Here is a 25,149-nt window from a genome sequence, read left to right as displayed (position 1 = left end):
CGGATGAGTTTCTCTAGATCGATCTCCTGAGCCCATCGTTCCACGTGAACGAGGGCTTGCCGGCCGTCAAACATATTGTAGATGATGGCCTGAACGGCATCGCTGACTCGAGTCTGGCACTGTGGATCAACGGGAACGAGATGGTCAATCAATTGGGGCAGGCCCAGTTTCTTGAATAGGGCACTTATTATATTCAAATAATAATTGCGATAGACCTTTTTGACTTGAACGTTCATGAGAGAAAAACTCCTTCACTTTCCTTGTATGTCAAGGATTCATTCGACGATGGACACAAAAAATCCTCCCGATTTTCGTTGGGAGGGTGCGAAATGTGAGTTAAAAAAAGCGATACGTTTTTTAAAAACTAACGGTTTTTCCGTCGCTCTTGATGACATCGGCAAAGGCGAATTTTCCCTGCATACTGTAGCTGAGCTCGAACCAGAATTTGTAAAGCTAGACCGATATTATTCTGCCGATTTATCAAATTCTGCAAAAAAACAAAACGAAATTAAAATGTTTTTAAACTTTTGCATGCAAAAAAACATTTATTTAGTGCTAGAAGGAATTGAGGAGCCAAAAGATTTAACGATGGCAAAAAAATTAGGAGTCCATTTAGGACAAGGATATCTGCTAGGAAAGCCGTTGCCAATCAGTGAAATCCAGTAAAAAGGGGCAAAGTGGCGGTATGAAAATATCGGTATTGGAAGATGTATTAATTGCGCTTTTGATCATACAGGCGCTTTTACTCATACTAATATACTGGTTTTATGCAAAACAATTACGAAAAAAAGATGCCCAAATTAATACGCTGCAAGAATCATTGACGGATCTGCAAGCAAAATGGAGTGAAGCGGAAAGAAGGCGAGCGTTCCGCATAAAGCTCCCCGATCAAGAATGTAAATTTGAATTAATTGGTTTTGGCGACAAATCGCTAGAACCGCTAAAATATAAAAAAGGCGAAGGGAAAATAAAAGATATTAGTTACTTGGGCATGAAATTAAGCTGCAAATTAGATTTGCCCATTAGAAAAAAGATTTTTTTGCTCATCCATTTTACGCTCTGTAATGAGGAATTTTCTTTGAAAGGAAAAATCGTAAGGAAAGAGGAGTTAATGAACGATATTTTGTATGGAATTGAATTCATGGAACTAGATCATCAAGATCAGCAGCGTTTATATCAAATCATAAAAAAATTAGAATTGGAAAGAAGGAAGATATAATGCTGCGCGCGCTGAAACTGCGGCAATTTATTTTCAAGCAAATGCCACCGCATCGGAGGAAAACTTTGATTATTATGCAAAGGAGAAACGTGAATAATGAGCTATAAGTTCATATATATATTTATTTTCGCATCGTTCATCGCAACGTTAGTAATTAACTATTATTTTTCTGACCAATTGCTATGGATGCTTCTGTTAATCCCTAGCGTCGCGATTATATTTTTATCGCCGACATGGAAAACAACGATCGTTGTCGGAATATTAGGGATCATTCTTATCATGGTCGCTGAACTTTTCTTTTATCAAAGCAAAATATTATATGAAGACGTAGTTTCCCTCATCATGACGGGAATATTAGAATGTATCATCTTCATAGTTATTTCCTTCTTCCAAATAAAGACAGCAAAACTGATCATCGAACTGGGAAATTTTGCATTGACCGATCCGCTTACCGGAATCTACAATCGCCGATATTTAGAATTGTATATGGAAAAAATGATCCCTTTATCCCAAGAACAAAAACAAGTAATGACATTAATCATGTTTGACATCGATCATTTTAAAAAAATTAATGACACATACGGCCATCACGCGGGAGATGCCGTGTTGAAAAAAATCGTTCGCGTAATCAAAGGAGCGATTCGCGACTCTGACGTATTTGTTAGAATAGGCGGCGAAGAATTTATCATTCTTTTGCCGAACTGTTCGCTGGAACATGGAATCAAATTCGCTGAGCGAATCCGCACAACGGTGGAAAACACGAAGTTTATTTACAAAGGGATCCGCATCTTCGTAACGATCAGCATTGGCGTTACTGAATACATCGAAGGGCAAGATTTGAAGAAATTTTTAGAGAAAGCGGATCAAGCGTTGTACAAAGCCAAAGCGACGGGCAGAAATAAAGTGGTAGGACTAAATAACCCGATAGCATTCCAAAACTAAAAAACAGCCCAATCTGTTTCTTAAGCGAGCTTGAAAAAATTGTCGAATGTCGCGGTACAAACAAAGTTCATGTCGTACCACCGCTATACAAAAAGGAAGTAATAAATCTTCCCGCTCAGAAACATTTATTACTTCCTTTTCTTGCCGAAAAAATCAAAGCGAACGGACTTTCTCTCATCACTTTGTCGCTTCGTATATGTCCAAAATCAATCGCTAACTTTAAAAAACCCGCAATTGTTCGGACAGATTCCACAGACGCTTACACTCCATGCTCCGCTTGCAGACGATATTGCGTTGAACTCCCCGTGGAAAAGTGCGTTTCTCATGTTTTTTCACCACCGTTTATAGTACAACCACTCATTGTGAAGAAGCCTTAACACGATTTTAAATCGTCTGCAAAGCCTGCCACACATCCGCTTTCAGGTCATCGATATGCTCGAGGCCAACTGAGAATCTCACGAAATTGGCCGGAATGCCAGCGGTCCGCATTTGCTCCTCGGTCATCACTCCTTCCCACATCGCTGCTGTATGTACCACAAGGGAATCGACTCCTCCCAGACTCACTGCATTAGGCGGCAGTTTTAACGCGGAAACAAACCGCTGAGTTTCTTCATAACCACCTTTGATGGCAAAGGCAATGACCGCCCCGAACCCTCGCATTTGCCGTTTTGCCAATTCGTGTTGTGGATGGCTAGGAAGGCCAGGATAATACACCCGATCTACCTGCGGCTGCTCCTCCAAAAATTCAGCCAAAGCTAAAGCGTTGACGTTAATGCGTTCCATTCGTATCGGAAGCGTACGCAGACCGCGCAATAATAACCATGCATCCATTGGCGAAAGGACCGAACCAATGGAAATATGCGTATGCCAAATACGCTCAGCTAGCTCCTCGCTCGTGCAGATGACACCGGCCGTCAAATCATGGTGTCCCCCCAAATATTTTGTTGCGCTGTGAATAACGATATCGACACCGAAATCGTGAGGACGCTGATTGATCGGCGACGCAAATGTGTTATCAGCCACAACGATAATTCCTTGCGGACGCGCCAATTCCACCACCGCAGCCAAATCCGTCAACACTAAAGTCGGATTGGCTGGCGTCTCCACCATGATGAGCTTTGTGTTAGGCCGTATCGCTTCCGCAAAAGCGTTGATGTCCGATTGTTCGACCAGAGTCACTTCCACTCCAAATCGCGGCAACATCTCATCCATGATCTTGGCGGTGCTCATATAGTGCCGAGTCTGTGCGACCACATGATCTCCCGCACTAACTAAAGCTAAAATGGTCGTAGCGATTGCCCCCATCCCTGAACCAGTGACAAGCGCGGTTTCAGTGTCTTCCAGCTCAGCCATAATCCTTGCGACACGCTCATATAATGGGTTTCCATAACGTGTGTAATACCGTGGATGCCGGGGGGTTCCCGCCATTTCCGCAAATTCGCGGGAATTATGCGCACGAAACGTAGCTGTGTAATAAATTGGCGGAGCCACCCCTCCATCGTCCGCTACCCAATCGTCTCCATGTACGACCAATGTTTCCGTTCGTAGCCCTTCAAGATTCCGCGCTTCGCGATGATCACGTTTATTCATCTACTCTCTCTCCTTTACTTTTCTAGATAAAGGGATCTTGATAAAAAATTAGTGCCGTCCATTAGGCTCGCATGGATCTTTCCATCAATTAACAGAACCTTAATTTATTTCAGAATTTAATAAATATTATATAATTTTTCTTAAAAAAAAGTAAACCCATCGTTATAGATGGATTAAGCCAGGGATTGGCGGTATATTTTCCCTTTCCCTGTTGTTTGCAAATGTGTTTCCCTGCCTGCAGCGCCATCTACCTAAGTAAAAGATTATGGAGTTTGTGGCAATAGCAACAAAAGCAGGGAATTGCCCTGCTTTTGTTCACATTATTTTTTGTTTTTATCCGCAAAGACTGCCATAGCATCGCGCATAAACTTCGCTAATCCTTCCCCAAATTGGTCAATGTTTTTGGTGAAGCGGCATCATCCACGTACATTTGCCCTAATCCTTTGAACGCTTCGAGCGAGTAATTGCCGAAGTTATTGTTCAAAAAATCATACCATTCTTTAATTGCCGCTTGCGCCTCTTCTGATTCAGGAGAGCCATGGCGAAGGGCCGCAAGTTTTTGATAGATCGAATTCATTGCTTTAACCATAGCTTCTTGTTCTTCTTTAGACATGTTCCTCAATTTGGCATTCGCATTGTCGACAGCTTCATCTCCCCAGAGTTTACGGGCTTCTTGTTCGTATGGATTATGACGAAAATCAAAGCCTTCAAACTTCTCTTTGTTCGTCATTTGAATTTCTCCTTTCATATGCTGAATTGCCTTATCAATCGTAGCAATCATTTTATCAAGCCGCCTGCGTTTCTCCAGCAGCATTTTTCGCTGCAGCACCAACGCCTCATATCGATCAAACGAAGGACTATTGATAATTTCTTTGACTTTTTTTAAAGGGAAGCCAAGCTCTTTGAAAAATAAGATTTGTTGCAATTTCTCAAGGTCATCATCTGTATAAAGGCGATAACCGGATTCGGTTGTCTTCTCTGGAGTTAATAGCCCGATTTCATCATAATAATGCAGTGTGCGCACACTAATGCCAACTAAATCCGCCACTTCTTTCACTTTCATTGCCATCATTTCGGCCTCCCTTCAACATTCACTATAAAGTATCACGTGATGTGAGAGTCAACATATGTTTTGAAAAATATTGCATTCGATGCACAAAATATGCATAACACCGTTCAGAGATCCGAACGGTGTTAACTAAACAAAGCCATCTGTAAACGCAAAATGACCTTATTTTTTTCCAATTAAAACATCTAGATCGATGGTTATTTCGGATAAATTCATGTTTAACAATGCCTCTATCTTTTCCGCTGTTGCAGACCATGATAAAGGAGTCATGCGAATCAACGGTGGAATCAGCGCTTTACTCAAAGAAATACTGTAACACAACCGAAACATGTCCACAGTTTCAAAGTTAGCATTAAATCTTCGAACTATCTTTTGATTAGAATAAGATTGCTTTTCTGGTTCATCAAAGAAAACTTCTCTTAGTTCTTTCAGATAATCACTTCGAGGAATCACTTTTATGACGATGCCGTTGTCATTCAGCAGTCTTTGGAATTCTTTATAGTTTGCTGGCGACAGGATGTTAAGGATTACGTCAAATGTGTTGCTCCTAAAAGGGCTGTGTGCAAGATCAGCGACGCACCAAATCATGTTTGTTGAATGATGCTTAGCTGCTACCAAAATACCCTCTTTCGCTATATCAATCCCCACTCCCAATACTTCACCGGTGGAATGAGAACTGATTTTCTGCTTGATCCTGGATAAATGCGATCCCTCTCCGCATCCTGTGTCTAGTATTTTTACTGTTTCTTCCTCTAAACGCACTTCATTTTTTATCCATTCACTAACCATCTTGTATAACGGTTCAAAAAATCCACTTTCAGCAATAATCTTACGTGACTCAAATAATTCTTTATCGTACCTCGTTGCGAGAGAACGAGTCATCAAATTTACATATCCCTGCTTGGCGATATCAAAAGTATGGTTGCTAGAGCAAATTAAACTTTTCAAGTCCACGATTCCCATAGGAGACGAACAAATTGGACATTGGAAAATCTTTTCAAATTTATTGATCAGTTTGGCGCATATGATTTTTTTGCTCATTTTAACAATGCCCCCACCTTTCATAATAATTAGTTATTTTTGTGCTTTTTGGCTTTTGGCCAGTACGGACGTTGAACATACTGGACCATCGTATGGAAAACGATCCCCCACTGAATTTCATTCAGCAAACAAATGGCTATATTTCGGTTGACGCCGAGATTTCGAACCAAACGGGTTATTTGCGGAGGAGTAAACACTCCTTTCAACGCTTCGTACAATGGCAGTTGCGGATATTTCAAAGCATATTCAGCCAACCCTAAAAAACTGTCATGATATTTGTATGGAATGCTAGGTTTCTTTTTCCTCCGTATGATTAAGATGGCGGAATCTACCTTTGGTGGAGGGGAAAAGTTTTCACGAGAAATTTCTCTTACATATCCTAAATCAAACCACATTCGCCACTTTAAAATAAGCGGATTCGTAATGGGATAAGAAGTGAAACGCTTAGCTGCTCCTTTTTCCATCACTAACACGGCTCTTTGTAATGAATTAGCAGGTTGATGAAGAAGCATTTTCATAATTGGCGTCGTAATAGCATATGGGATACCAGCTACGACAATAAAAGGTTCTTTAGGAAGATGAAGCTTTAAAATATCTTGTTGAATAACTTTAATATTAGGATAAGCTTCCGCTTTTTTCTTAAGAATCTCTACAAAGCGAGGGTCATACTCTACAGCGATAACCTTTCCTGCTTTTTCTGCCACCGGAAACGTCAGTGCTCCTTTTCCCGCTCCAAGATCCAATACGGTGTCATTAGAAGTCAAATTTCCCATTTGAATTAAGTCATTAATGATCCGCTTGTTATGCAAAAGATGTTGACCAGAAAAATTAGGCCACTCTATATATTTGCGAATCTTACGATTACGTTTATTTTGTTTTTTCATATAGATCCTCCATTACTTTGACAAAATAAAAAAACACAGGCGATCTGCCTGTGTTTCAGTAAAGGAATATGGACCTATCTAAGAAACCAAAAAGGATCAGTGATTTTCAGAAGAAAACGACGATTCTTTTCCCGGTCACAATTCTGGCCTTCCAATAAAGAATGGCATACTTAACTAAACCCTACCCACACGTCATGAAATTACAGCAAAAAAGGCAACCGAATTGCGATGTAGATAAGAATACCAAGAAACATTCCTTATCGAATATTTTTTAAAGAAAAACAAAAAAAGAGGGCAGATTCGCCCCTATTTTTCATATTATCATAAAACAACAGGTTTCCTTAAAAATAGGCAGACCAATCCCATTTACTCTACACACAGGCAGAGCCTTTGAACATATTCAATTACCCGTTCAAAGCTTGGGATCGAAGTCTGATAAATGTCACAAGGAAACCCTCCATTTTCAAAATTAGATAAATAGTATAACATAATCATTAACTTATAATCAACAGTAAAAAATTTATTCCATAAAACTGTTATTAAAGCAAAAAAGGCTCATCTTTCGAATTTTAAAATCTTTTGATTCTCTCTCTGCTTAGCGTGCTTCCGTAAAAAAATAACAGGGGAACGCATATCTCTCCCCGTAATCCGTGAAGGCTTTCATTATTGGCTCTATTACACAACCAAACACACTTATTAAGTGGATAACTGACTCCCATCTATCCAGCACTGTGAGATTGCTCTTCACGTAACCTTGCTAAAAACACACCTGGAAGTACAGTGAAAAAATCCGTTTTTTATTTCATCATTTGTTTAATGAACTCCTGATTTTGTTTTTTAAAGATTTCGTTATGCGAAGAAACCATTCCAAATGGATCAGCCGCAGGCTCAATAAACCGTTTGGCGCTATTGACCGCATTTGCCGCGTCTTGAAAAGCACCGATGATTAAATTTAACTTTCCGTCATATTTCAAAATATCGCCAGCCGCATAGAGCCCGGGTACGGAGGACTCACAATTCGCGTTGCCTGCAATATAATCATTATCGGCCATTTTAATATCTAACTCACTATTCTCAAGTAATGACGTATCACGTTCATAACCGTGATTAACAATCACTTCATCCACCGGCAAATAATAACCTCTCCTGTTTCATGGTTTGTCAGCTCGACACGTTCAATGACTTCATGATTCGCACTGGCGATTAATTTGGTAATCGACGTATTAAAATAGCAAACAGCTGAACTATTCAATAATTGCGTTACTTGTGATTCATGACCTTTTAACGCTTCATTTCGATAGGTTAAATACACTTTTTTCGCAATCGGCACTAATTCATTCGCCCAATCTATAGCAGAGTTTCCGCCGCCAGAAATGATCACGGTTTTATCTTTAAAACGCTTTAACGATTCCACCGTATAATGTAAATTCGTTGCCTCAAATTTTTCTGCCTCTTCTATCTCTAGCTTTTTCGGCTTTAATATACCGCTTCCTACCGCCACAATCACTGTTTTCGAAAAATGCTGCTGTCCGGAAACCGTCGATAACACAAAAATGCCATCATTCTGACGCTTAATGGACACTACCTTTTCATTTAATATGACCGTAGGATGAAACGTTAACCCTTGTTTTACTAATTGTTTCATTAACTGTTCTCCTGTAATGGGCGCATGCCCTCCCACATCCCAAATTATTTTTTCTGGATAGACATGCAGTTTCCCGCCTAATTGCGGCTGATATTCAATCAGCTTTGTCTTCATCTTCCGCAGCCCGCTATAGAAAGCAGCGTAAAGTCCCGCTGGTCCTCCGCCAATGATCGTCACATCATACAGTTCTTCCCGTTCCATCGGCTTCACCTCACACAGCAATCATTAACGATTATCATTCTCAATAAAATATATCGCTTTTTCTGCTCATTTACAATATGATTATTGACAATCTAAACAAATTTCTTTACATTATATAGTGTATTTTAATGATAATGATTATCGTTATTAATTATTTTTTAGGACAGGAGGTGAAATCCATGGTTCGCCTGTACACAAAGGACTTAAATATTGGCTATCATGAACATTTAATTGTGAAAAATTTAAACATCGAAATTCCCGATCAAAAAATCACAGCCATTATCGGACCGAATGGCTGCGGCAAATCCACCCTCTTAAAAACATTGACGCGGATTATAACGCCTCAATCAGGAACAGTCGTTTTAGATGGCAAACAAATCTTCAATGAAAATACAAAAGTCCTTGCAAGAAAGATGGCGATTCTTCCCCAAACACCGGAAAGTCCAGGCGGGCTGACGGTCGGAGAACTGGTCTCCTATGGCCGCTTTCCTTACCAAAAAGGATTCGGACACTTAACAAAAAAAGATTATGAAGTCATTGATTGGGCGCTTGAAGTAACAGGGACGATCCAGTTTAAATACCGCCCTGTCGACTCGCTGTCTGGCGGGCAACGCCAGCGTGTGTGGATCGCCATGGCTCTTGCTCAAGAAATGGACATTATTTTCCTTGATGAACCGACTACCTATTTAGATATGGCCCATCAACTAGAAGTATTGGAGCTATTGCAAAAACTGAACGTTGAACAAGGCCGGACGATCGTCATGGTTCTCCATGATTTAAACCAAGCAGCCCGTTTTGCCGATTATATTATCGCTTTAAAAGACGGAAAAATTGTGAAAGCCGGAAATGGTGAAGAAGTGATGACCCGTGATGTGCTTAAACAAGTATTTCATATTGATGCCGAAATTGGGCGAGATCCTCGGACGAACAAACCAATATGCCTGACATATCACTTAGTGAAAGGAGAATAAAGAAATGAAAAAACTATTGATCCCCTTCATCGTGCTGATGGTACTAGTGATGAGCGCTTGCAGCGGCAAGACAACAGAAAATAAAGATAATTCCGCCGCAAAAGAAAAGAAACCAGAAACGATTACGTATCAATCTGAAAACGGACCAATCGAGGTGCCTGCCCATCCGAAACGGGTTGTCGTGCTGTCGTCCTTCGCCGGTCATGTGATGGCTTTAGGCGTCAATATCGTCGGTGTCGATTCATGGTCGAAAATGAACCCTCGTTTTCAAGACAAGCTGAAAAATGCCAAGGTAGTGTCTGATGAAGATATCGAAAAAATTATAGAATTAAATCCAGATTTAATTATTGGTTTGTCCAACACGAAGAATGTCGATAAATTAAGCAAAATTGCTCCCACTGTCACGTATACGTACGGAAAATTAGACTACTTAACGCAATTTTTAGAAATCGGCAAACTGTTAAACAAAGAAAAAGAAGCAAAAGCTTGGATCGATGACTTTAAAAAACGGGCGCAAAAAGCCGGAGAAGAGATTAGAGCAAAAATTGGCGAAAATGCCACTGTTTCTGTCATTGAAAACTTCGATAAACAACTTTATGTTTTTGGAAATAACTGGGGTAGAGGTGCTGAAATTCTTTATCAAGAAATGAAGTTAAAAATGCCTAAAAAAGTGGAAGAAATGGCGTTAAAACAAGGTTATTATGCACTGTCATTAGAAGCGCTGCCTCAGTTCGCCGGCGACTACTTAATCATTAGCAAAAATCCAGATGGCGACAATTCATTCCAACAAACAGAAACGTACAAAAACCTTCCGGCAGTAAAAAATCATCGGGTATTTGAGGCAAATGCGAAAGAGTTCTATTTTAATGACCCGATCACATTAGAATACCAACTTGATTTCTTTATCAAGCACTTTCTAGGCAAGTAAACGGAGAAGACGTCCAAAAGAAAAAAGAAAAGAGAGGATAAACATGACAGCAAAAACGGAACGGTCGATCCCGTTTATCTATAAGTTCATTGTTGCCATCTTGGCACTTGCCGGGATGTTTTGGATCGCGATGATGCTAGGCGCAACAAATACAACCATAAAAGATGTATGGCTCGCCCTCACTTCCCATGTAAAAAATGAGCGAATTTTGATGATTCGCGAGCTTCGCCTGCCGCGTGAAATGGCTGCGATTTTTGTTGGAGCGGCATTAGCCACTTCCGGTGCGATGATGCAAGGAATTACGAGAAACCCGCTTGCTGATCCCGGCCTGCTTGGATTAACGGCCGGTGCCAATGCGGCATTGGCCGTTACAATGGCCTTCATTCCCTCGGCCAATTATTTGTACATCACGATTGCTTGTTTTATCGGGGCGGCTGTCGGATCGCTGCTAGTTTTCGGCATTGGCGCAATGAAAAAAGGAGGCTTTTCACCTCTTCGAATGGTACTGGCCGGCTCTGCCGTTTCCACATTCCTATACGCGGTCGCAGAAGGGGTCGGCATTTACTTTAAAATTTCAAAAGATGTGTCGATGTGGACGGCAGGAGGATTTATCGGAACTTCATGGCATCAGCTTCAAATCATTGTTCCCTTTATTGCAATAGGCATGCTTATTTCGCTTTTTCTCTCGAGGCAACTAACCATTCTTAGCCTAAATGAGGAAGTGGCAGTTGGGTTAGGGCAAAAGACGATGCAAATAAAAGCAATCCTATTCCTTGCCATTGTCCTGCTCGCCGGCGCTTCTGTGGCGCTTGCCGGAAATATGACATTCATCGGCTTGATGGTGCCTCATATTGTTCGGACAATGGTGGGAACGGATTACCGTTTTATTATACCAATGTCGGCAGTTTTAGGAGCGACTTTGATGCTTTTGGCTGATACACTTGGACGTACGATCAATGCGCCGTATGAAACACCAGTGGCGGCCATCGTTGCGATCATGGGCTTACCTTTCTTCCTGTTTATCGTGCATAAAGGAGGGAAAGTGCTCTCATGATTCAATCGGCGTTAATCAAGAAACAGCGGCGGATTCTCGTTATTTTACTGGTACTGATCATGGCGACAATGGTGATGGGGATGGGAACGGGTTACTCCTCCCTATCTTATGACCGCCTGATTCCCGTCCTTTTCGGCCATGGTACGTTTAAAGAAGAATTTGTTTTATTTTCCATTCGCCTTCCGCGGATCGTGATCACGCTGCTGGCCGGGATGGCCCTCGCGTTGTCGGGCGCTATTTTACAAGGAATCACTCGAAACGATTTAGCTGATCCCGGCATTTTAGGCATTAATTCTGGCGCCGGCGTCGGAGTGGCGGTGTTCTTTTTGTTTTTCCCTGTACAGTCTGATTCTTTTGCTTACTTGATTCCGCTTATCGCTTTTATTAGCGCTTTATTCACAGCGTGTTTCATTTATTTGCTATCATATAACCGAAACGCAGGCCTGCAACCGGTAAGATTAGTGCTCCTCGGCGTTGGATGTTCCATGGCGCTTTCTGGGGCTATGATTGTGCTCATTTCCTCTGCTGAACGGACAAAAGTAGATTTTATCGCAAAATGGTTGGCCGGGAATATTTGGGGAGATGATTGGCCGTTTATATTGGCCATTCTTCCATGGTTAATTGTGCTTATACCGTTTACATTATACAAAGCAAACCGGTTGAATATATTAGAATTAAGTGAACCGGTGGCAATCGGGGTCGGATTAGAAATTCAAAAGGAGCGCATTTTATTGATTATCACTGCTGTTGCTCTAGCCGCTTCCTCCGTTTCGGTCACCGGAGGAATTTCCTTTATCGGCCTCATGGCTCCGCATATCGCAAAGGCGCTAATAGGGCCAAGAAACCAACTATTTATCCCGATCGCCATTCTGATTGGCGGATGGCTCTTATTATTCGCTGACACAATCGGGCGCAATATAGCAGGCGGTATTCCGGCAGGTATCATGGTCTCCTTAATCGGCGCGCCATATTTTATCTATTTATTACTGAGAAAATGATTTTCTATCCGAATTAATAAGCATAAGTTGCCATTTTGTTTTACATCCGACTGAGTTAAGTCCGTATAATTGTGTAAAAAGAGAAATAAGAAAAGAGCCATGTTGCTTCCCCTTTGGTAGAATAAACAGTATGCCGCGAAAGCTCCTTGACACGCCTGTTCCTTGACAATATGATCGTTTGTCCGGGAAGGCGACCGGCAGGGAGACTTGCCGGACTTACCTGCCATACGTCAAGTCATCAGGTCCATGTTTTCTATCAAAGGGGAATTTACACAATAATTTGGACTTGACCGCGGTATCAAAATCAACTCTTCTAACAAATAAAAGGGATTTTCTAAAAGCTATTATACCTTACCTTATTTTAACGACTTATATCTTTATATCACATTTTTATTCGTCTTTGAAATTAATCCTTACTAATGTAATGGCGGTTAGATTACCAAAATATAATTTTCATTTAGAACTCTTGTATAGCCCGGGATTTGCATTGTTTTTAGCTTCTATTGTGACCATTGGGATATACCGCTTAAAAATGTTTCAGATCAAATCCTGCATTATTAGAACGATACAACAAGTATATCCAGCAAGTATGGCAACAATCGGATTTGTTGCTATGTCCAGTGTAATGCAACAATCTGGAATGACAGATTTTATCGCGACAAATGTGGCCGCTTTATTGGGTTCTTGGTTTATTATTGCATCTCCTATAATCGGTGCAATCGGTGGATTTATGAGTGGCAGCAACAGTGCTTCTAATGCAATGTTCTCACATTTTCAAAGCACAATGGCAAATAAATTACATAGTTCAGAACTGTTGTATGCTACATCCCAAAATGTTTCAGCATCTAATATGACTATGGCTTCACCATCTAGGGTTGCATTAGTTGCTTCCATTACAAAAAATTCAGGAAATGAGGGACAATTGGTACGAGGTATTCTTCCAATATCTCTAACGGCTATGTTGATTATTATTATTTTTATATTATGTTTGAATTTTTTTACATGATTGTTTAGAAATCTTAGTTAAGTCTAAGTTGACATGAAGGACAGGGGACTAAGCAGGGGGATTACAATAAACTCAACGTATATTATATGACTAGTTATAAGAAAGAAATGCCCCCTCTCATGATATTAAGCCGTTGTTGCATTCCTCCTTATGTTTGGTGTTTGTTTGTCCACTGTTTATTCTACCAAAGGGGAAGCAACATGGCTCTTTTTCTATTTCCCTTTTTACACAATTATATGGACTTAACTTGTAGTTAATAGAAAGTCACCTCCTAAAATAGCGCAAGAACCTTTAGTTTGGTCTTTTTCTGCAGTCTAAAAATCAACATTAAAATTTAAACAGAGTCTTATCTTTAAAAAAAAGAGGATGTCCCAAAAGCAGAAAAATGGGACACCCTCGTTTAAAAAGCTCAGTTATACCAACTTTTTTGTCACTTAATACTTATAACAACAGGTTTGCACATTAGGAGTCTCCAAATTACCCCCCGTAATAAAATCCGGTTTCCTTCAGTGTCAGCGGATCGCCTTCCCGATGCACACCTGCATTGATTACTTCGCCTACATAAATATAGTGATCGCCTTTTTCTACTTTTTCGACGACTTTGCACTCAAAGAAACTGAGCGCATCTTTAAAAATCGGGCACCCTGTTTCTTCGGTGTAGAATTCGTATCCTGCCAGCTTATTTCCTTCCGGTTCTAAAGATTTAAAGAAAGCAGTGACCATATCCTTTTGGCCCGTTTCTAAAATATTGACGCTAAATACGCCGCTTTTGGCAATTTGCTCTTGGGAACGGGTGCCTACTTTCACTGCAACCGCTACCAATGGAGGATTAAAAGACGTTTGTGTCAGCCAGTTTCCCGCAAAAGCATTGGCAGCGCCATTTTCATCTTTTGTGCCGACAATGTATAAACCGTATGTAATTCCGCGCAAAGCCGTTTTTTTCGCCTTGGCATCCATGTATGGAACTCCTCCTTCCGTAAAAATCGCGTTTTTCAGTTGTGTAGATGTTCTTATTTTCCATTTTATTCAAACTAATCATATATGTCCAGCTTTTTATTTTTAGGAGACAAGGGAGATTTCACAACTTAGAATACAGCGGTCGAACACAAGCTTTTAAGAAAACGACAGATGGCATAATCCTTATAACTCTTTATTGGAAAAGAGAATGGAAGGATATTATTAAAAAAAAGGCGTCCCAAAAGCAGAAAACGGGACACCCTCTTTAAAAAGTCCAGTATACAACTTTTTTGCCACTTAACAAATATGAGATGTTTTTATCTTTTATTCGACCGTTACGCTCTTCGCCAAGTTACGCGGTTTGTCGACGTCACAGCCGCGGTGCAATGCCGCGTAGTAGGCGATGAGCTGCAACGGCACGACGGAAACGAGCGGTGTAAGCATCGGATGAACCGCCGGAATGACGTAGCGGTCTTCATCTGTTTCCAAGCCTCTCATCGAAATAATGCATGGATTGGCGCCGCGGGCGACAACTTCTTTGACGTTGCCGCGAATGCTTAAGTTGACGTGCTCTTGCGTCGCCAAGGCGATGACTGGGGTGCCGTCTTCGATGAGAGCGATCGTTCCGTGCTTCAATTCTCCGCCAGCGAATCCTTCTGCTTGAATGTAAGAAATCTCTTTTAATTTCAACGCACCTTCAAGGCACACATAATAGTCAACGGCGCGGCCGATGAAGAAGCAGTTGCGCGTCATTGATAAATATTCGCGGGCGATTTTTTCCATTTCTTCTTTCGCGTCGCACAACATTTCCATTACATTGGCGATAATGCCAAGCTCTTTTTTCAAGTCGAAGTCAAGCGCAATGCCTTTCGCTTTCGCCGCAGCTGTCGCCAAAATCGCAAGCACGGCGATTTGCGCTGTATATGCTTTCGTTGATGCGACGGCGATTTCCGGGCCGGCATGAAGCAATAACGTATAATCCGCCTCACGGGAAAGGGTAGAGCCCGGTACGTTTGTAATCGTAATCGCTTTATGGCCAAGTTTTTTCGTTTGCACAAGCACCGCACGGCTGTCCGCCGTTTCCCCGCTTTGCGAAATGTAAATGAATAGCGGTTTTTCAGACAACAGCGGCATATTGTACGAAAACTCGCTGGCAACATGTACTTCAACAGGAATTTTCGCCCATTTTTCGATCAGCTGTTTTCCGACTAACCCCGCATGGTAACTTGTACCGCAAGCGATAATATATAAACGATCCGCATTGATCACTTCCGCGATCATTTCTGGAGCAATCGTGAGCTGGCCGTTTTCATCTTGATATTTTTGAATGATGCGGCGCATAACAAACGGCTGCTCATCGATTTCTTTCAACATGTAATGCGGATATGTCCCTTTTTCGATGTCGCTCGCGTCTAATTCCGCTGTATATGGAGCGCGCTCTATCATGTCGCCGTCCAAATTTTTAATGGTGATGCTTTCTCTCGTCACAATGACCATTTCTTTATCCATCAGTTCGACAAATTGGTTTGTCACTTGCAGCATCGCCATCGCGTCGCTCGCAACAACATTGAAGCCATTGCCAAGTCCGACAAGCAGCGGGCTTTTATTTTTCGCGACATAAATAACTTCTTGATTTTCCGCGTCAATCATCGCGATCGCATAAGAACCTTTTAACAATGTTAACGTTTTGCGGAACGCTTCTTCGACGGAAAGGCCGCCGTTTACGAATTTTTCAACAAGCTGCACGATAATTTCCGTATCCGTGTCACTTTTCAGCGCCACATCTTGTAAATACTCTTGTTGCAAAAGCGCATAGTTTTCAATAACCCCGTTATGCACGAGCGTGAAGCGGCCTGAAGCGCTTTGGTGCGGATGCGCATTGATGCGGCTCGGAGCGCCGTGTGTCGCCCAGCGCGTATGACCGATTCCAAGCGTGGCGCTGACGTTTGGATCAACGACAGCCCGCAAATCGGCGATCCGTCCTTTTTCCTTAAAAAGATGAATTCCTTCCTCGTTCAACATCGCGATGCCTGCGGAGTCATACCCGCGATACTCCAATTTTTCTAATCCGCGCAATAAAATTTCCTTGACGTCATGTTGACCGATGTACCCGACAATTCCGCACATAACTGTATTCCTCCCTTAATATTCGGGGAGGCTGTCGCACAAAAGATTCCTTCTTATTCTTTTTTCAAGGAACGACGTCAGGGGTCTAGTCCTTTTGCGCAGACAGACTCCCCCGTTTCCGTATTTTTGCGATTATGTCCTTCCCTTTGTCCAAAGAGTCACCCCTTTGTTTTAAGAAAGGACTTACGGCTGTAATCGCAACAACCGGGAGGCATCCGCCGAAACCTCGATAAACCTCCTCCTCGTCAACTAAGCGTTCTTCCGTCCACGCTTAGTCCAGGCGCTTTAAAAATAAATGACAGAAAAAAACTTCTACCCACCTTTCTTTTTTAAATAATAACAAAATAATATTACAGTACGTCTTTAGAAACGTCAACTGTCATATTATTTCATAAAATAACCTATGCATAAATAGAATAGAACGTTCCATTTATGCATAGGTTGATTATGGGCTTTTATTTATTTTCTATTCGATTCCCATTTCCTCGCGAATGACAGAGGCAATCCGTTCAACATAGTGTCGGCACGCTTCTTCTGTCGGTGCTTCTGCCATCACGCGCACAAGAGGTTCCGTTCCGGACGGGCGGACAAGAACACGGCCGTTTCCGTTCATTTCTTTTTCCACTTCTTGAATCACGGCTTTTACTTTTTCGTTTTCCATCACTTTATGTTTATCGGCAACTTTCACATTGATGAGCTGCTGCGGGTATTTTTTCATTTCACTTGCAAGTTCAGAAAGCGGTTTTTCTTTGATTTTCATAATATTGACAAGCTGCAGCGCCGTCAGCAACCCATCTCCCGTCGTATTGTAATCAAGGAAAATAATATGCCCCGATTGTTCTCCACCTAAGTTATATCCATTTTTTCTCATTTCCTCTACGACATAACGGTCGCCGACAGCCGTTTGCACACTTTGAATGCCTTGCGCTTCAAGCGCTTTGTAAAATCCGAGATTGCTCATCACCGTGGAAACGACCGTTTGCTGTTTAAGACGGCCAATTTCTTTTAAATATTTCGCACAAATATACATAATTTGGTCTCCATCCACAATATTTCCGTTTTCATCTACCGCAATCAAGCGATCTCCGTCGCCGTCAAAGGCGAGCCCGACGTCCGCTCCTTTTTCTTTGACAAACGCCGCTAACGCTTCCGGATGTGTCGAGCCAACTCCTTCGTTAATGTTAATGCCATTCGGCGATGCGCCCATTGTCACAACATCTGCTTCCAAATCAGCGAATAAATGGGTGGCAAGGGACGAAGTAGCCCCATGCGCACAATCGAGCGCAATTTTCATTCCGGAAAAATCTTCGTCAATCGTCTGTTTTAAATACTGCAAATATTTTTGGCCGCCTTCAAAATAGTCGTTCACTTGCCCTAACGCTTTTCCGATCGGTCTTGGCAACATATCTTCCGGGCTATCAACCAGCGCCTCAATTTCTTGTTCTTGTTCATCGGACAGTTTAAAGCCGTCCGGGCCAAAAAACTTAATTCCATTGTCCTGAACAGGGTTATGTGATGCGGAAATCATAATTCCCGCTTGCGCTCCTAACGCTTTTGTCAAATAAGCAACGCCTGGGGTGGAAATAACACCAAGACGCATTACTTCCGCCCCAATCGAAAGCAATCCGGCGACAAGCGCTCCTTCCAGCATATGCCCAGAAATGCGTGTATCGCGGCCAATCAATACTTTTGGCCGTTCTTCACTTTTTGTTAATACATAGCCTCCGCAGCGGCCAATTTTAAATGCTAGTTCCGGTGTCAACTCGCGATTCGCGACTCCGCGAACGCCGTCAGTGCCAAAATATTTACCCATTATATCAATCTCTCCTTACGTAAATGAAATTATCGTTCATTAATTTTAATTTTTACGCTTTTTTTCGGCAATTCCCATTTGATATTTTGCGGACCATTCAATTCCGCTTTTACTTCATGCTCACCAACACCTAAATCACTGACATCGATATACAACTTAACATCGTTCGGCTGAATATTATCCAATACGTCTGGCGCTCCGTATAATTGAATATCCATCGCTCCTTTTTGTGGATCGATAAAATCAACCGTATATTGATCTCCTAATCCTATTACATGAATTGGCACTTCCTTTAATGTTTTTGTTTTTTCTTCTTGCACGTCAACGACTACTTTTACTTTTGCAGGATCAACGCTTTTTACCCCTTTCGGCAATGGAACGTCCATTTCTAACGTTGTATCTTTTGTAATTTCGTCTAAATTAATCGTAATGCCGTCAATAAATTCAATGGAATCGATTTTTTCTTTTTCGCCAAAAATCGTCACTTGATTTGGGATCGTTTCTATTTTGACAATGCTTAATCCTTTTCGCAGCGATCCTGTCCGATTAATTTTCAGCGGAACCGTTTTGCTTGGGCTTTTAATCGGAACGGTTACTTCCACGACAGAAGGCTGCACGTCTAAATTTAGCACATTCCCGCGACTGTCGTAAACGGTTACCCTTGATTCTTGTGTTACAGTATCTGTCGCTCCACCTAAATCAATTCTCGCTCTTACGGATGATATGCTATCAATCAACTGTTTGGCACCAGTGATGGTGACAGAGTTCGGTTTGACAAGCGGCTGTTCGATCACGTAGCCTTCCGGCACTTTATTTTTATTGATCAAATCAACCCCAACAGAGAAATTTTTAGAAACTTTCTCCTGAATTGTTACTCTTGCGGTTGAAGGGTGAATTTGAACCTTTAGTTTATCAGAGATGTCTTTATATTTGATTGGAACGGTATACGTCCCTAACGGTAAATCTGTTAAATCAATATACACTTCAAAGTCGCGCTGCAAAGCAGTCGGCTTCACGATGCTTGCAGGTCCTTGTAAAGTGATATTCACATATTTCGGAATACCGGAGACAATTAAATTTTCCTCATCATAATAAACGACGACAGGAACATTCGTCAGCGTTTCCGTATCCTCCTGCCCCACTGTATTGCGAGTAATCACTCCCGATTTTGTCTCTTTCTCGATATTCGCTGACATATAAAGCATAATCGCTAACAGCAAAGAAAATATTTTAATAAACCAATGGTTGTTCATTAACTTATCCATGTTTCTTCCCCCTCCATTGCCAACGGGATGAGGAAGTCGCCTTTGTGGCTGGCACCAGCTCCTTTGTAAGCAACTCCCGAAACTGTTCCGGGGTCAAATCTCGGTGCAGCTCCCCGTTTTTAGTGATCGATACCGCGCCGGTCTCTTCTGATACAACGACCGTTACACTATCCGTCACCTCGCTGATTCCTAACGCAGCGCGATGCCGAGTCCCAAGTTCTTTTGAAATAAATGGGCTTTCGGAAAGCGGCAAATAGCAGGCAGCCGCCGCAACATGGTTTTTCTGAATAATGACAGCCCCGTCGTGCAACGGAGTGTTGGGGATAAAAATATTAATTAATAGTTCAGAAGAAACACGGGCATTCAAAATAATGCCTGTTTCAATATAATCTCCCATTCCCGTTTCCCGTTCAATGGAAATTAACGCGCCAATTCGCCGTTTTGCCATATATTCTGTCGCTTTAATAATCGCCTCAACCATCTTCGTTTGCTCTTCGTCATCATTTGCGCTGCTTCGCGAAAACAGCTTTCCCCGCCCTAGCTGCTCAAGCGCGCGCCGCAATTCCGGCTGGAAGATAATAATAATCGCGAGAAACCCCCATGTAATTGCTCGATCCATTAACCATTGCAATGTGCTAAGACCGAGAAAGTTACTAACGATATGCACGAGCATAATAAGAATAATTCCTTTTAAAAGCTGGACTGCTTTCGTCCCACGAATCATCATAATGAATTTATATATGACATACCAAACGACAAGAATATCAACGATCTTGCCTAAATAACTTAAAATCGGGAGCTCTCCGAAAGGCATTTTCACACTTCCTTTATCATCTAATTCCAACATATTTGTATTTGAACAGCGCTTTTATTATAACATATCATACAAAAAAGCCATCAAAAAAGATGGCTCTCTATTCGAACGTCTCCACAACATCCTTCATTCGCTCCTTAATATTATACCAAATCCACTCAAATACTTGATTAATTTCTTCCAATTCTCCTGTTACTTGTCCCGCAGAAGCTAAATATTTTTCGCCGTGAATGACGGTAACATTGCCTTCGACTTTCCCTTCGATCTTTATAGAGCCGTTGCGAACGACGATGTCGCCTTTGACAACTTCACCTTTCGGAACGATGACAGTATGGCCGCGAATGATAACATTTTCACGCGTCGAAACGGAAAACTGTTCTTGTTCGTTCCATGTGGTAAATAGGCTGCCGATCGTCAAAATAACAAACAGCGAGGCGGCGGTAATAAACGGATGATTTTGCAGCCACCTTCTCATACGAACCGTCTTCTTCTCTTTCGGCAGCTTTGCCATCACACGCGCGGTAAAATCAGAAGGAGGGATGAGATGGGACGCATGCTGAATAAACGCCACTGTTTTCTTTAATCCGTTAAAATGGTCAGCGCATGCCGAACATTGCTGCAAATGTTCTTTTAATATTTTCGCATCATGCGGCTTAATATCACCATCTAAGTAGTCGTGCATAAGGTTTACAATGTTATGTGGACATTTCATGTTCTTCCCCCCTCTCATAAATGGCCCAAATGCTTTCGCAACGCTTCTCTGCCACGATGAATTCTTGTTTTTACAGTGCCGATCGGCAAATCCAAAATTTCGCTAATCTCCTGTAACGATAAATCTTCTATATACTTTAATACAATAACGCTGCGATACTTTTCTGGAAGTTTTTCAATTGCTTTCTGCACGGTTTCCTGTAGTTCTAAACTTTCTAACGCTTCTTCCGGAGAAGCTTCGTTAGAGGAAAGCTGCGAATACATTGTCAACCCATCTGTGCCGCTTATTTCTTCGTCTAAATAAGCATCGGGTTTCTTCTTCCGAATTTTATCAATCGCTAAATTGGTGGCAATTCGGTAAAGCCATGAAGAAAACTTCATGTTTGGATTATACGTATGAATATTAACATAAGCGCGAATAAACGCCTCTTGGGCGGTATCTTCCGCTTCGTGGCGATTTCCGAGCATACGGTAACATAAACGGTATATTTTATCTTTGTAAAGGTCTACGATATCTGCGTAGGCATTTTGATCCCCTTTTTTGATCGCTTTGATACGTTTTTTCACAAATATCTCCATAATAATGTGATACCTCCGCACACTGCGGCTACAGTGTATTACGTTCATGCATAAAAAAAGTTTCAGGAACACACGTACAATTATTTTACCATATCTGCCTAACCTCACACTAAACAAAAAATAAAACAGCAGATTCTACAAAATCTGCTGTTTCCTACCTCTACACTAATTTTTCTCCAAAAAGAGATCCCATCAATCCTACCGCGACGGAAGCAGTCTTATTGCGTTCATCTAAAATCGGATTGACTTCTACAAATTCCGCTGATGTAATTAGTTGCGCTTCTGCAAGCATTTCCATTGCCAAATGGCTTTCGCGATAAGTAAGCCCCCCGATAACCGGCGTGCCTACCCCGGGAGCATCGTGCGGATCAAGACCATCTAAATCGAGTGATAAATGGACGCCATCCGTCCGCCCCTTTAAATAAGCAATCGTTTCTTCCATCACTGTCGTCATACCGAGGCGATCTACTTCATGCATTGTATATACTTTTATTCCCTTTTCGTGGATTAATCGCTTTTCCCCTTCATCAAGAGAGCGAACACCAATAAGAACAATATTTTCCGGTTTCACTTTTGGGCGGTAACCGCCGATATTCGTCAAATATGGATGCCCCAAGCCAAGGCTCACAGCGAGCGACATCCCATGAATGTTCCCAGACGGAGAAGTTTCCGCCGTATTCAAATCGCCATGGGCATCATACCAAATAACTCCCAAATTTTGATAATGTTTCGCGACACCTGCTAAAGTTCCAATGGCAATGCTATGGTCACCGCCTAATACAAGAGGAAAACGTCCTCTTTGAACCACATCGTCCACCATCTCTGCTAATTTTTCATTCGTTTCTGCAACCGCTTTCAAATTACGTAAGTTAAGCCGCATCCCTTCATCATCAGTTCGTTCCGCTTTTCCAATTGGAATATCACCCAAATCTTCAATTTCGTAATGAAGGAGTTCCAGCCTCTCGATTACTCCCGCATAACGCATGGCACTTGGTCCCATATCCACACCGCGGCGTGTCTGCCCTAAATCCATTGGCACCCCAATAACCGATATCTTCTTCATGCTACTCCCCTTCCCATCTTACTACTTCACTATTGTAGATGAAAACATCATATTGACTCAACTTAACAATTTTTTGAATATTTATTCTTAACAGACAAAAATATCTGAGATCATGGCAAACAAAAAAACATCCCATTTCGTTTTTTTCCGAAATGGGATGTTAGTCAATGGAGCCTATCGGGATCGAACCGATGACCTCCTGCGTGCAAAGCAGGCGCTCTCCCAGCTGAGCTAAGGCCCCTTATTTACTTGTAAAAGAGCGGAAGACGGGACTTGAACCCGCGACCCCCACCTTGGCAAGGTGGTGTTCTGCCACTGAACTACTTCCGCATGTTGATGAGCCATGGAGGATTCGAACCTCCGACCCTCTGATTAAAAGTCAGATGCTCTACCTACTGAGCTAATGGCTCATATAGTTAAATGAAGACACTCGTTGTTTTTGATGCCTCTTCCTCTACTTGCTAATTCGAAGATGCCAAATGCGTCGAGGCAACTCGCCGCTTATTCGACGAAGCTTAGGCTCGTTGCTCTACCTTACTGAGCTAATGGCTCATGTAGTTAAATGAAGACACTCGTTGCGTCCGTGCCGAACTAATTAATGAGTTATGGCTGGGCTAGCTGGATTCGAACCAGCGCATCACGGAGTCAAAGTCCGTTGCCTTACCGCTTGGCTATAGCCCAACAATCGAGAAGTACCACCCAAAAAATATTATCACACACAACATATAAATTTATACTTGTTTTAACTGCGAAGATGGAGGGGGACGGATTCGAACCGCCGAACCCAAAGGGAGCGGATTTACAGTCCGCCGCGTTTGGCCACTTCGCTACCCCTCCGTATTACGATGCCGGCTGCAGGACTTGAACCCGCAACCTACTGATTACAAGTCAGTTGCTCTACCAATTGAGCTAAGCCGGCATAAAAAAATTACTAATCCTTAATTATTTCCATTGCTAGTAAATTTAACAGTGTCAAACACGTCAAAATAACTTATAGCAAACATATTTCACAAATGTCTTGCACGTTGGCTTTCAACTTGAACTAAGCTGGCATGGAAGGTAATGGAGCGTACTTTGACTCTCCATCTACCTTTCGTATCTAGCTAATATTAGCTTGTCGGGGGGCAATTTACAACTGTCCACGATCCGATAAAGATATATGGTGGAGGATGACGGGATCGAACCGCCGACCCCTTGCTTGTAAGGCAAGTGCTCTCCCAGCTGAGCTAATCCTCCACAAAAAGAAAGTGACCCGTACGGGATTCGAACCCGTGTTACCGCCGTGAAAGGGCGGTGTCTTAACCACTTGACCAACGGGCCAAAAAACAAGATGATTACAAAAGCTTCCAACCGGGCTTGAACCGGTGACCTCTTCCTTACCATGGAAGTGCTCTACCAACTGAGCTATGGAAGCATGGCTCCGCAGGCAGGATTCGAACCTGCGACCAATCGGTTAACAGCCGATTGCTCTACCACTGAGCTACTGCGGAATAACAGTTGATTTATACTCTATTTTTTGTTGTTTCTTACAATAAATCCAAAACGGAATATTTAACTTGCCTAGCAACGACCTACTCTCGCAGGGGCGCTGGCCCCAACTACCATCGGCGCTGGAGAGCTTAACTTCCGTGTTCGGAATGGGAACGGGTGTTTCCTCTCCGCTATTGTCACTAGGCAAGTATTTCTATTGGACAGATATTATTATATTTCAATCATTTCTTTTGTCAAGAGGGATTCGTTCCCTCAAAACTAGATAACCGTCCGTTCGGAAGAAACCGTTTCGCTAGGCGGTTTCCGCTTTTTATTGTCTAGCTCCGGCTCCTAGCCCCTTGGGTCGCTTCCGACCTGCTGTGGCGGCGACAGCCTCCTCGCAGGTCTTCCAGCGCCCAGCGGGGCTAACCAGTCGCCTGCGCTTTTCGGTTTCGCTTTGGTTAAGTCCTCGATCGATTAGTATCCGTCAGCTCCACGTGTCGCCACGCTTCCACCTCGGACCTATCAACCTCGTCATCTTCGAGGGATCTTACTCGCTTCGCGCGATGGGAAATCTCATCTTGAGGGGGGCTTCACGCTTAGATGCTTTCAGCGCTTATCCCTTCCGCACATAGCTACCCAGCGGTGCCCCTGGCGGGACAACTGGTACACCAGCGGTGCGTCCATCCCGGTCCTCTCGTACTAAGGACAGCTCCTCTCAAATTTCCTGCGCCCGCGACGGATAGGGACCGAACTGTCTCACGACGTTCTGAACCCAGCTCGCGTACCGCTTTAATGGGCG

The 25,149-nt window shown here is 42.4% G+C and carries 20 protein-coding genes, 10 tRNA genes, 2 rRNA genes and 2 pseudogenes; 8 read left to right on the top strand and 26 right to left on the bottom strand.

The genetic code is table 11. The features are described from left to right. On the bottom strand, positions 1 to 236 hold a 236-nt coding region (locus tag BM278_RS14725), incomplete at its 3' end, for a DUF4277 domain-containing protein (RefSeq protein WP_143093458.1). 49 nt (positions 237 to 285) lie between these two features. Here BM278_RS14725 and BM278_RS14720 point away from each other — a divergent pair. The 3 genes from BM278_RS14720 to BM278_RS14710 all read left to right on the top strand — a co-directional run bounded on the left by BM278_RS14720 (position 286) and on the right by BM278_RS14710 (position 2,161). Beyond that, the gene (locus BM278_RS14720; RefSeq protein ID WP_167359649.1) at positions 286 to 666 is read left to right on the top strand and encodes an EAL domain-containing protein; all 381 of its coding nucleotides are present in this window, start codon (positions 286 to 288) and stop codon (positions 664 to 666) included. 19 nt (positions 667 to 685) lie between these two features. Beyond that, positions 686 to 1,219, top strand: a complete 534-nt coding sequence (locus tag BM278_RS14715; RefSeq protein WP_244151189.1) for a PilZ domain-containing protein — start codon at positions 686 to 688, stop codon at positions 1,217 to 1,219. 96 nt (positions 1,220 to 1,315) lie between these two features. Next, positions 1,316 to 2,161, top strand: a complete 846-nt coding sequence (locus BM278_RS14710) for a GGDEF domain-containing protein (RefSeq protein ID WP_090951159.1) — start codon at positions 1,316 to 1,318, stop codon at positions 2,159 to 2,161. 384 nt (positions 2,162 to 2,545) lie between these two features. Here BM278_RS14710 and BM278_RS14705 read toward each other — a convergent pair whose 3' ends face one another. The 5 genes and pseudogenes from BM278_RS14705 to BM278_RS14685 form a co-directional block, all read right to left on the bottom strand. Continuing rightward, positions 2,546 to 3,751 carry a trans-sulfuration enzyme family protein gene (locus BM278_RS14705; RefSeq protein WP_090951157.1) on the bottom strand — a complete coding sequence of 402 codons (1,206 nt, stop codon included), beginning with the start codon at positions 3,749 to 3,751 and terminating at the stop codon, positions 2,546 to 2,548. A gap of 320 nt (positions 3,752 to 4,071) precedes the next feature. Next, positions 4,072 to 4,820: pseudogene (locus BM278_RS14700) on the bottom strand (MerR family transcriptional regulator). Between the two features lie 162 nt (positions 4,821 to 4,982). After that, positions 4,983 to 5,861, bottom strand: coding sequence for a putative RNA methyltransferase (locus BM278_RS14695; protein WP_090951155.1), 879 nt, complete (start codon positions 5,859 to 5,861; stop codon positions 4,983 to 4,985). 29 nt (positions 5,862 to 5,890) lie between these two features. Then, positions 5,891 to 6,745, bottom strand: coding sequence for a 23S ribosomal RNA methyltransferase Erm (gene erm, locus BM278_RS14690; protein WP_090951152.1), 855 nt, complete (start codon positions 6,743 to 6,745; stop codon positions 5,891 to 5,893). Between the two features lie 797 nt (positions 6,746 to 7,542). After that, positions 7,543 to 8,591 (bottom strand): annotated as a pseudogene (locus BM278_RS14685) (NAD(P)/FAD-dependent oxidoreductase). 179 nt (positions 8,592 to 8,770) lie between these two features. On the opposite strand from BM278_RS14685, the gene BM278_RS14680 reads away from it, so the two are divergent. The 5 genes from BM278_RS14680 to BM278_RS14660 all read left to right on the top strand — a co-directional run bounded on the left by BM278_RS14680 (position 8,771) and on the right by BM278_RS14660 (position 13,548). Beyond that, complete coding sequence (locus BM278_RS14680) at positions 8,771 to 9,562, top strand: ABC transporter ATP-binding protein (protein WP_090951149.1); 792 nt, start codon at positions 8,771 to 8,773, stop codon at positions 9,560 to 9,562. A gap of 4 nt (positions 9,563 to 9,566) precedes the next feature. Then, complete coding sequence (locus BM278_RS14675) at positions 9,567 to 10,490, top strand: iron-hydroxamate ABC transporter substrate-binding protein (protein WP_090951146.1); 924 nt, start codon at positions 9,567 to 9,569, stop codon at positions 10,488 to 10,490. Between the two features lie 43 nt (positions 10,491 to 10,533). Further along, positions 10,534 to 11,544, top strand: a complete 1,011-nt coding sequence (locus tag BM278_RS14670) for a FecCD family ABC transporter permease (protein ID WP_090951143.1) — start codon at positions 10,534 to 10,536, stop codon at positions 11,542 to 11,544. Continuing rightward, a complete protein-coding gene (locus BM278_RS14665; RefSeq protein ID WP_090951140.1) occupies positions 11,541 to 12,542 on the top strand; it encodes a FecCD family ABC transporter permease in 1,002 nt (333 codons plus the stop codon). Before BM278_RS14670 ends, BM278_RS14665 begins: the two co-directional genes overlap by 4 nt. A 280-nt stretch (positions 12,543 to 12,822) precedes the next feature. Next, on the top strand, positions 12,823 to 13,548 hold the full coding sequence (locus BM278_RS14660) for an L-lactate permease (protein ID WP_090951137.1): 726 nt from the start codon (positions 12,823 to 12,825) through the stop codon (positions 13,546 to 13,548). Between the two features lie 477 nt (positions 13,549 to 14,025). Here BM278_RS14660 and BM278_RS14655 read toward each other — a convergent pair whose 3' ends face one another. The 20 genes from BM278_RS14655 to BM278_RS14560 form a co-directional block, all read right to left on the bottom strand. Then, complete coding sequence (locus tag BM278_RS14655) at positions 14,026 to 14,505, bottom strand: flavin reductase family protein (protein ID WP_003247648.1); 480 nt, start codon at positions 14,503 to 14,505, stop codon at positions 14,026 to 14,028. Positions 14,506 to 14,829: 324 nt separating this feature from the next. Next, positions 14,830 to 16,632 carry a glutamine--fructose-6-phosphate transaminase (isomerizing) gene (glmS, locus tag BM278_RS14650; protein ID WP_090951135.1) on the bottom strand — a complete coding sequence of 601 codons (1,803 nt, stop codon included), beginning with the start codon at positions 16,630 to 16,632 and terminating at the stop codon, positions 14,830 to 14,832. Positions 16,633 to 17,098: 466 nt separating this feature from the next. Further along, positions 17,099 to 18,445, bottom strand: a complete 1,347-nt coding sequence (gene glmM, locus BM278_RS14645; RefSeq protein ID WP_090951128.1) for a phosphoglucosamine mutase — start codon at positions 18,443 to 18,445, stop codon at positions 17,099 to 17,101. 29 nt (positions 18,446 to 18,474) lie between these two features. Continuing rightward, positions 18,475 to 19,710, bottom strand: a complete 1,236-nt coding sequence (locus BM278_RS14640) for a CdaR family protein (RefSeq protein ID WP_090951125.1) — start codon at positions 19,708 to 19,710, stop codon at positions 18,475 to 18,477. Next, entirely contained in the window at positions 19,703 to 20,524 is an 822-nt protein-coding gene (cdaA, locus tag BM278_RS14635; RefSeq protein ID WP_090951121.1) for a diadenylate cyclase CdaA, read from the bottom strand. Before cdaA ends, BM278_RS14640 begins: the two co-directional genes overlap by 8 nt. 100 nt (positions 20,525 to 20,624) lie before the next feature. Continuing rightward, entirely contained in the window at positions 20,625 to 21,236 is a 612-nt protein-coding gene (rsiW, locus tag BM278_RS14630; RefSeq protein WP_090951118.1) for an anti-sigma-W factor RsiW, read from the bottom strand. A gap of 14 nt (positions 21,237 to 21,250) precedes the next feature. Beyond that, entirely contained in the window at positions 21,251 to 21,814 is a 564-nt protein-coding gene (gene sigW, locus BM278_RS14625) for an RNA polymerase sigma factor SigW (protein WP_090951115.1), read from the bottom strand. Positions 21,815 to 21,974: 160 nt separating this feature from the next. Continuing rightward, complete coding sequence (gene rocF, locus BM278_RS14620) at positions 21,975 to 22,877, bottom strand: arginase (protein ID WP_090951112.1); 903 nt, start codon at positions 22,875 to 22,877, stop codon at positions 21,975 to 21,977. 168 nt (positions 22,878 to 23,045) lie between these two features. Then, positions 23,046 to 23,118, bottom strand: a tRNA-Ala gene (locus BM278_RS14615). Positions 23,119 to 23,135: 17 nt separating this feature from the next. Continuing rightward, positions 23,136 to 23,207, bottom strand: a tRNA-Gly gene (locus BM278_RS14610). Positions 23,208 to 23,214: 7 nt separating this feature from the next. Then, positions 23,215 to 23,287, bottom strand: a tRNA-Lys gene (locus tag BM278_RS14605). Between the two features lie 196 nt (positions 23,288 to 23,483). Then, positions 23,484 to 23,558: transfer RNA gene (locus BM278_RS14600), tRNA-Gln, on the bottom strand. Positions 23,559 to 23,632: 74 nt separating this feature from the next. Continuing rightward, a tRNA-Tyr gene (locus BM278_RS14595) sits at positions 23,633 to 23,714 on the bottom strand. Between the two features lie 9 nt (positions 23,715 to 23,723). Next, a tRNA-Thr gene (locus BM278_RS14590) sits at positions 23,724 to 23,796 on the bottom strand. A 241-nt stretch (positions 23,797 to 24,037) separates the two neighbouring features. Continuing rightward, positions 24,038 to 24,113: transfer RNA gene (locus BM278_RS14585), tRNA-Val, on the bottom strand. A 12-nt stretch (positions 24,114 to 24,125) separates the two neighbouring features. Beyond that, positions 24,126 to 24,197, bottom strand: a tRNA-Glu gene (locus BM278_RS14580). Positions 24,198 to 24,218: 21 nt separating this feature from the next. Further along, positions 24,219 to 24,291, bottom strand: a tRNA-Thr gene (locus tag BM278_RS14575). A gap of 1 nt (position 24,292) precedes the next feature. Continuing rightward, positions 24,293 to 24,367 (bottom strand) — tRNA-Asn (locus tag BM278_RS14570). A 68-nt stretch (positions 24,368 to 24,435) separates the two neighbouring features. After that, positions 24,436 to 24,552: ribosomal RNA gene (rrf, locus tag BM278_RS14565) — 5S ribosomal RNA — on the bottom strand. Between the two features lie 252 nt (positions 24,553 to 24,804). Next, positions 24,805 to 25,149 (bottom strand): 23S ribosomal RNA (locus tag BM278_RS14560); the annotation flags it as partial.

The organism is Parageobacillus thermantarcticus (genome assembly GCF_900111865.1).
GTDB lineage: Bacteria > Bacillota > Bacilli > Bacillales > Anoxybacillaceae > Parageobacillus > Parageobacillus thermantarcticus.
This window is presented reverse-complemented; position numbering and strand designations above follow the sequence as displayed.

What these genes read in the sequence shown, in the direction of transcription:
- BM278_RS14720 (WP_167359649.1), top strand. Translation starts at nt 286, where the DNA reads ATGGACACAAAAAATCCTCCCGATTTTCGTTGGGAGGGTGCGAAATGT.
- BM278_RS14715 (WP_244151189.1), top strand. Translation starts at nt 686, where the DNA reads ATGAAAATATCGGTATTGGAAGATGTATTAATTGCGCTTTTGATCATA.
- BM278_RS14710 (WP_090951159.1), top strand. Translation starts at nt 1,316, where the DNA reads ATGAGCTATAAGTTCATATATATATTTATTTTCGCATCGTTCATCGCA.
- BM278_RS14705 (WP_090951157.1), bottom strand. Translation starts at nt 3,751, where the DNA reads ATGAATAAACGTGATCATCGCGAAGCGCGGAATCTTGAAGGGCTACGA.
- BM278_RS14695 (WP_090951155.1), bottom strand. Translation starts at nt 5,861, where the DNA reads ATGAGCAAAAAAATCATATGCGCCAAACTGATCAATAAATTTGAAAAG.
- erm (WP_090951152.1), bottom strand. Translation starts at nt 6,745, where the DNA reads ATGAAAAAACAAAATAAACGTAATCGTAAGATTCGCAAATATATAGAG.
- BM278_RS14680 (WP_090951149.1), top strand. Translation starts at nt 8,771, where the DNA reads ATGGTTCGCCTGTACACAAAGGACTTAAATATTGGCTATCATGAACAT.
- BM278_RS14675 (WP_090951146.1), top strand. Translation starts at nt 9,567, where the DNA reads ATGAAAAAACTATTGATCCCCTTCATCGTGCTGATGGTACTAGTGATG.
- BM278_RS14670 (WP_090951143.1), top strand. Translation starts at nt 10,534, where the DNA reads ATGACAGCAAAAACGGAACGGTCGATCCCGTTTATCTATAAGTTCATT.
- BM278_RS14665 (WP_090951140.1), top strand. Translation starts at nt 11,541, where the DNA reads ATGATTCAATCGGCGTTAATCAAGAAACAGCGGCGGATTCTCGTTATT.
- BM278_RS14655 (WP_003247648.1), bottom strand. Translation starts at nt 14,505, where the DNA reads ATGGATGCCAAGGCGAAAAAAACGGCTTTGCGCGGAATTACATACGGT.
- glmS (WP_090951135.1), bottom strand. Translation starts at nt 16,632, where the DNA reads ATGTGCGGAATTGTCGGGTACATCGGTCAACATGACGTCAAGGAAATT.
- glmM (WP_090951128.1), bottom strand. Translation starts at nt 18,445, where the DNA reads ATGGGTAAATATTTTGGCACTGACGGCGTTCGCGGAGTCGCGAATCGC.
- BM278_RS14640 (WP_090951125.1), bottom strand. Translation starts at nt 19,710, where the DNA reads ATGGATAAGTTAATGAACAACCATTGGTTTATTAAAATATTTTCTTTG.
- cdaA (WP_090951121.1), bottom strand. Translation starts at nt 20,524, where the DNA reads ATGCCTTTCGGAGAGCTCCCGATTTTAAGTTATTTAGGCAAGATCGTT.
- rsiW (WP_090951118.1), bottom strand. Translation starts at nt 21,236, where the DNA reads ATGAAATGTCCACATAACATTGTAAACCTTATGCACGACTACTTAGAT.
- sigW (WP_090951115.1), bottom strand. Translation starts at nt 21,814, where the DNA reads ATGGAGATATTTGTGAAAAAACGTATCAAAGCGATCAAAAAAGGGGAT.
- rocF (WP_090951112.1), bottom strand. Translation starts at nt 22,877, where the DNA reads ATGAAGAAGATATCGGTTATTGGGGTGCCAATGGATTTAGGGCAGACA.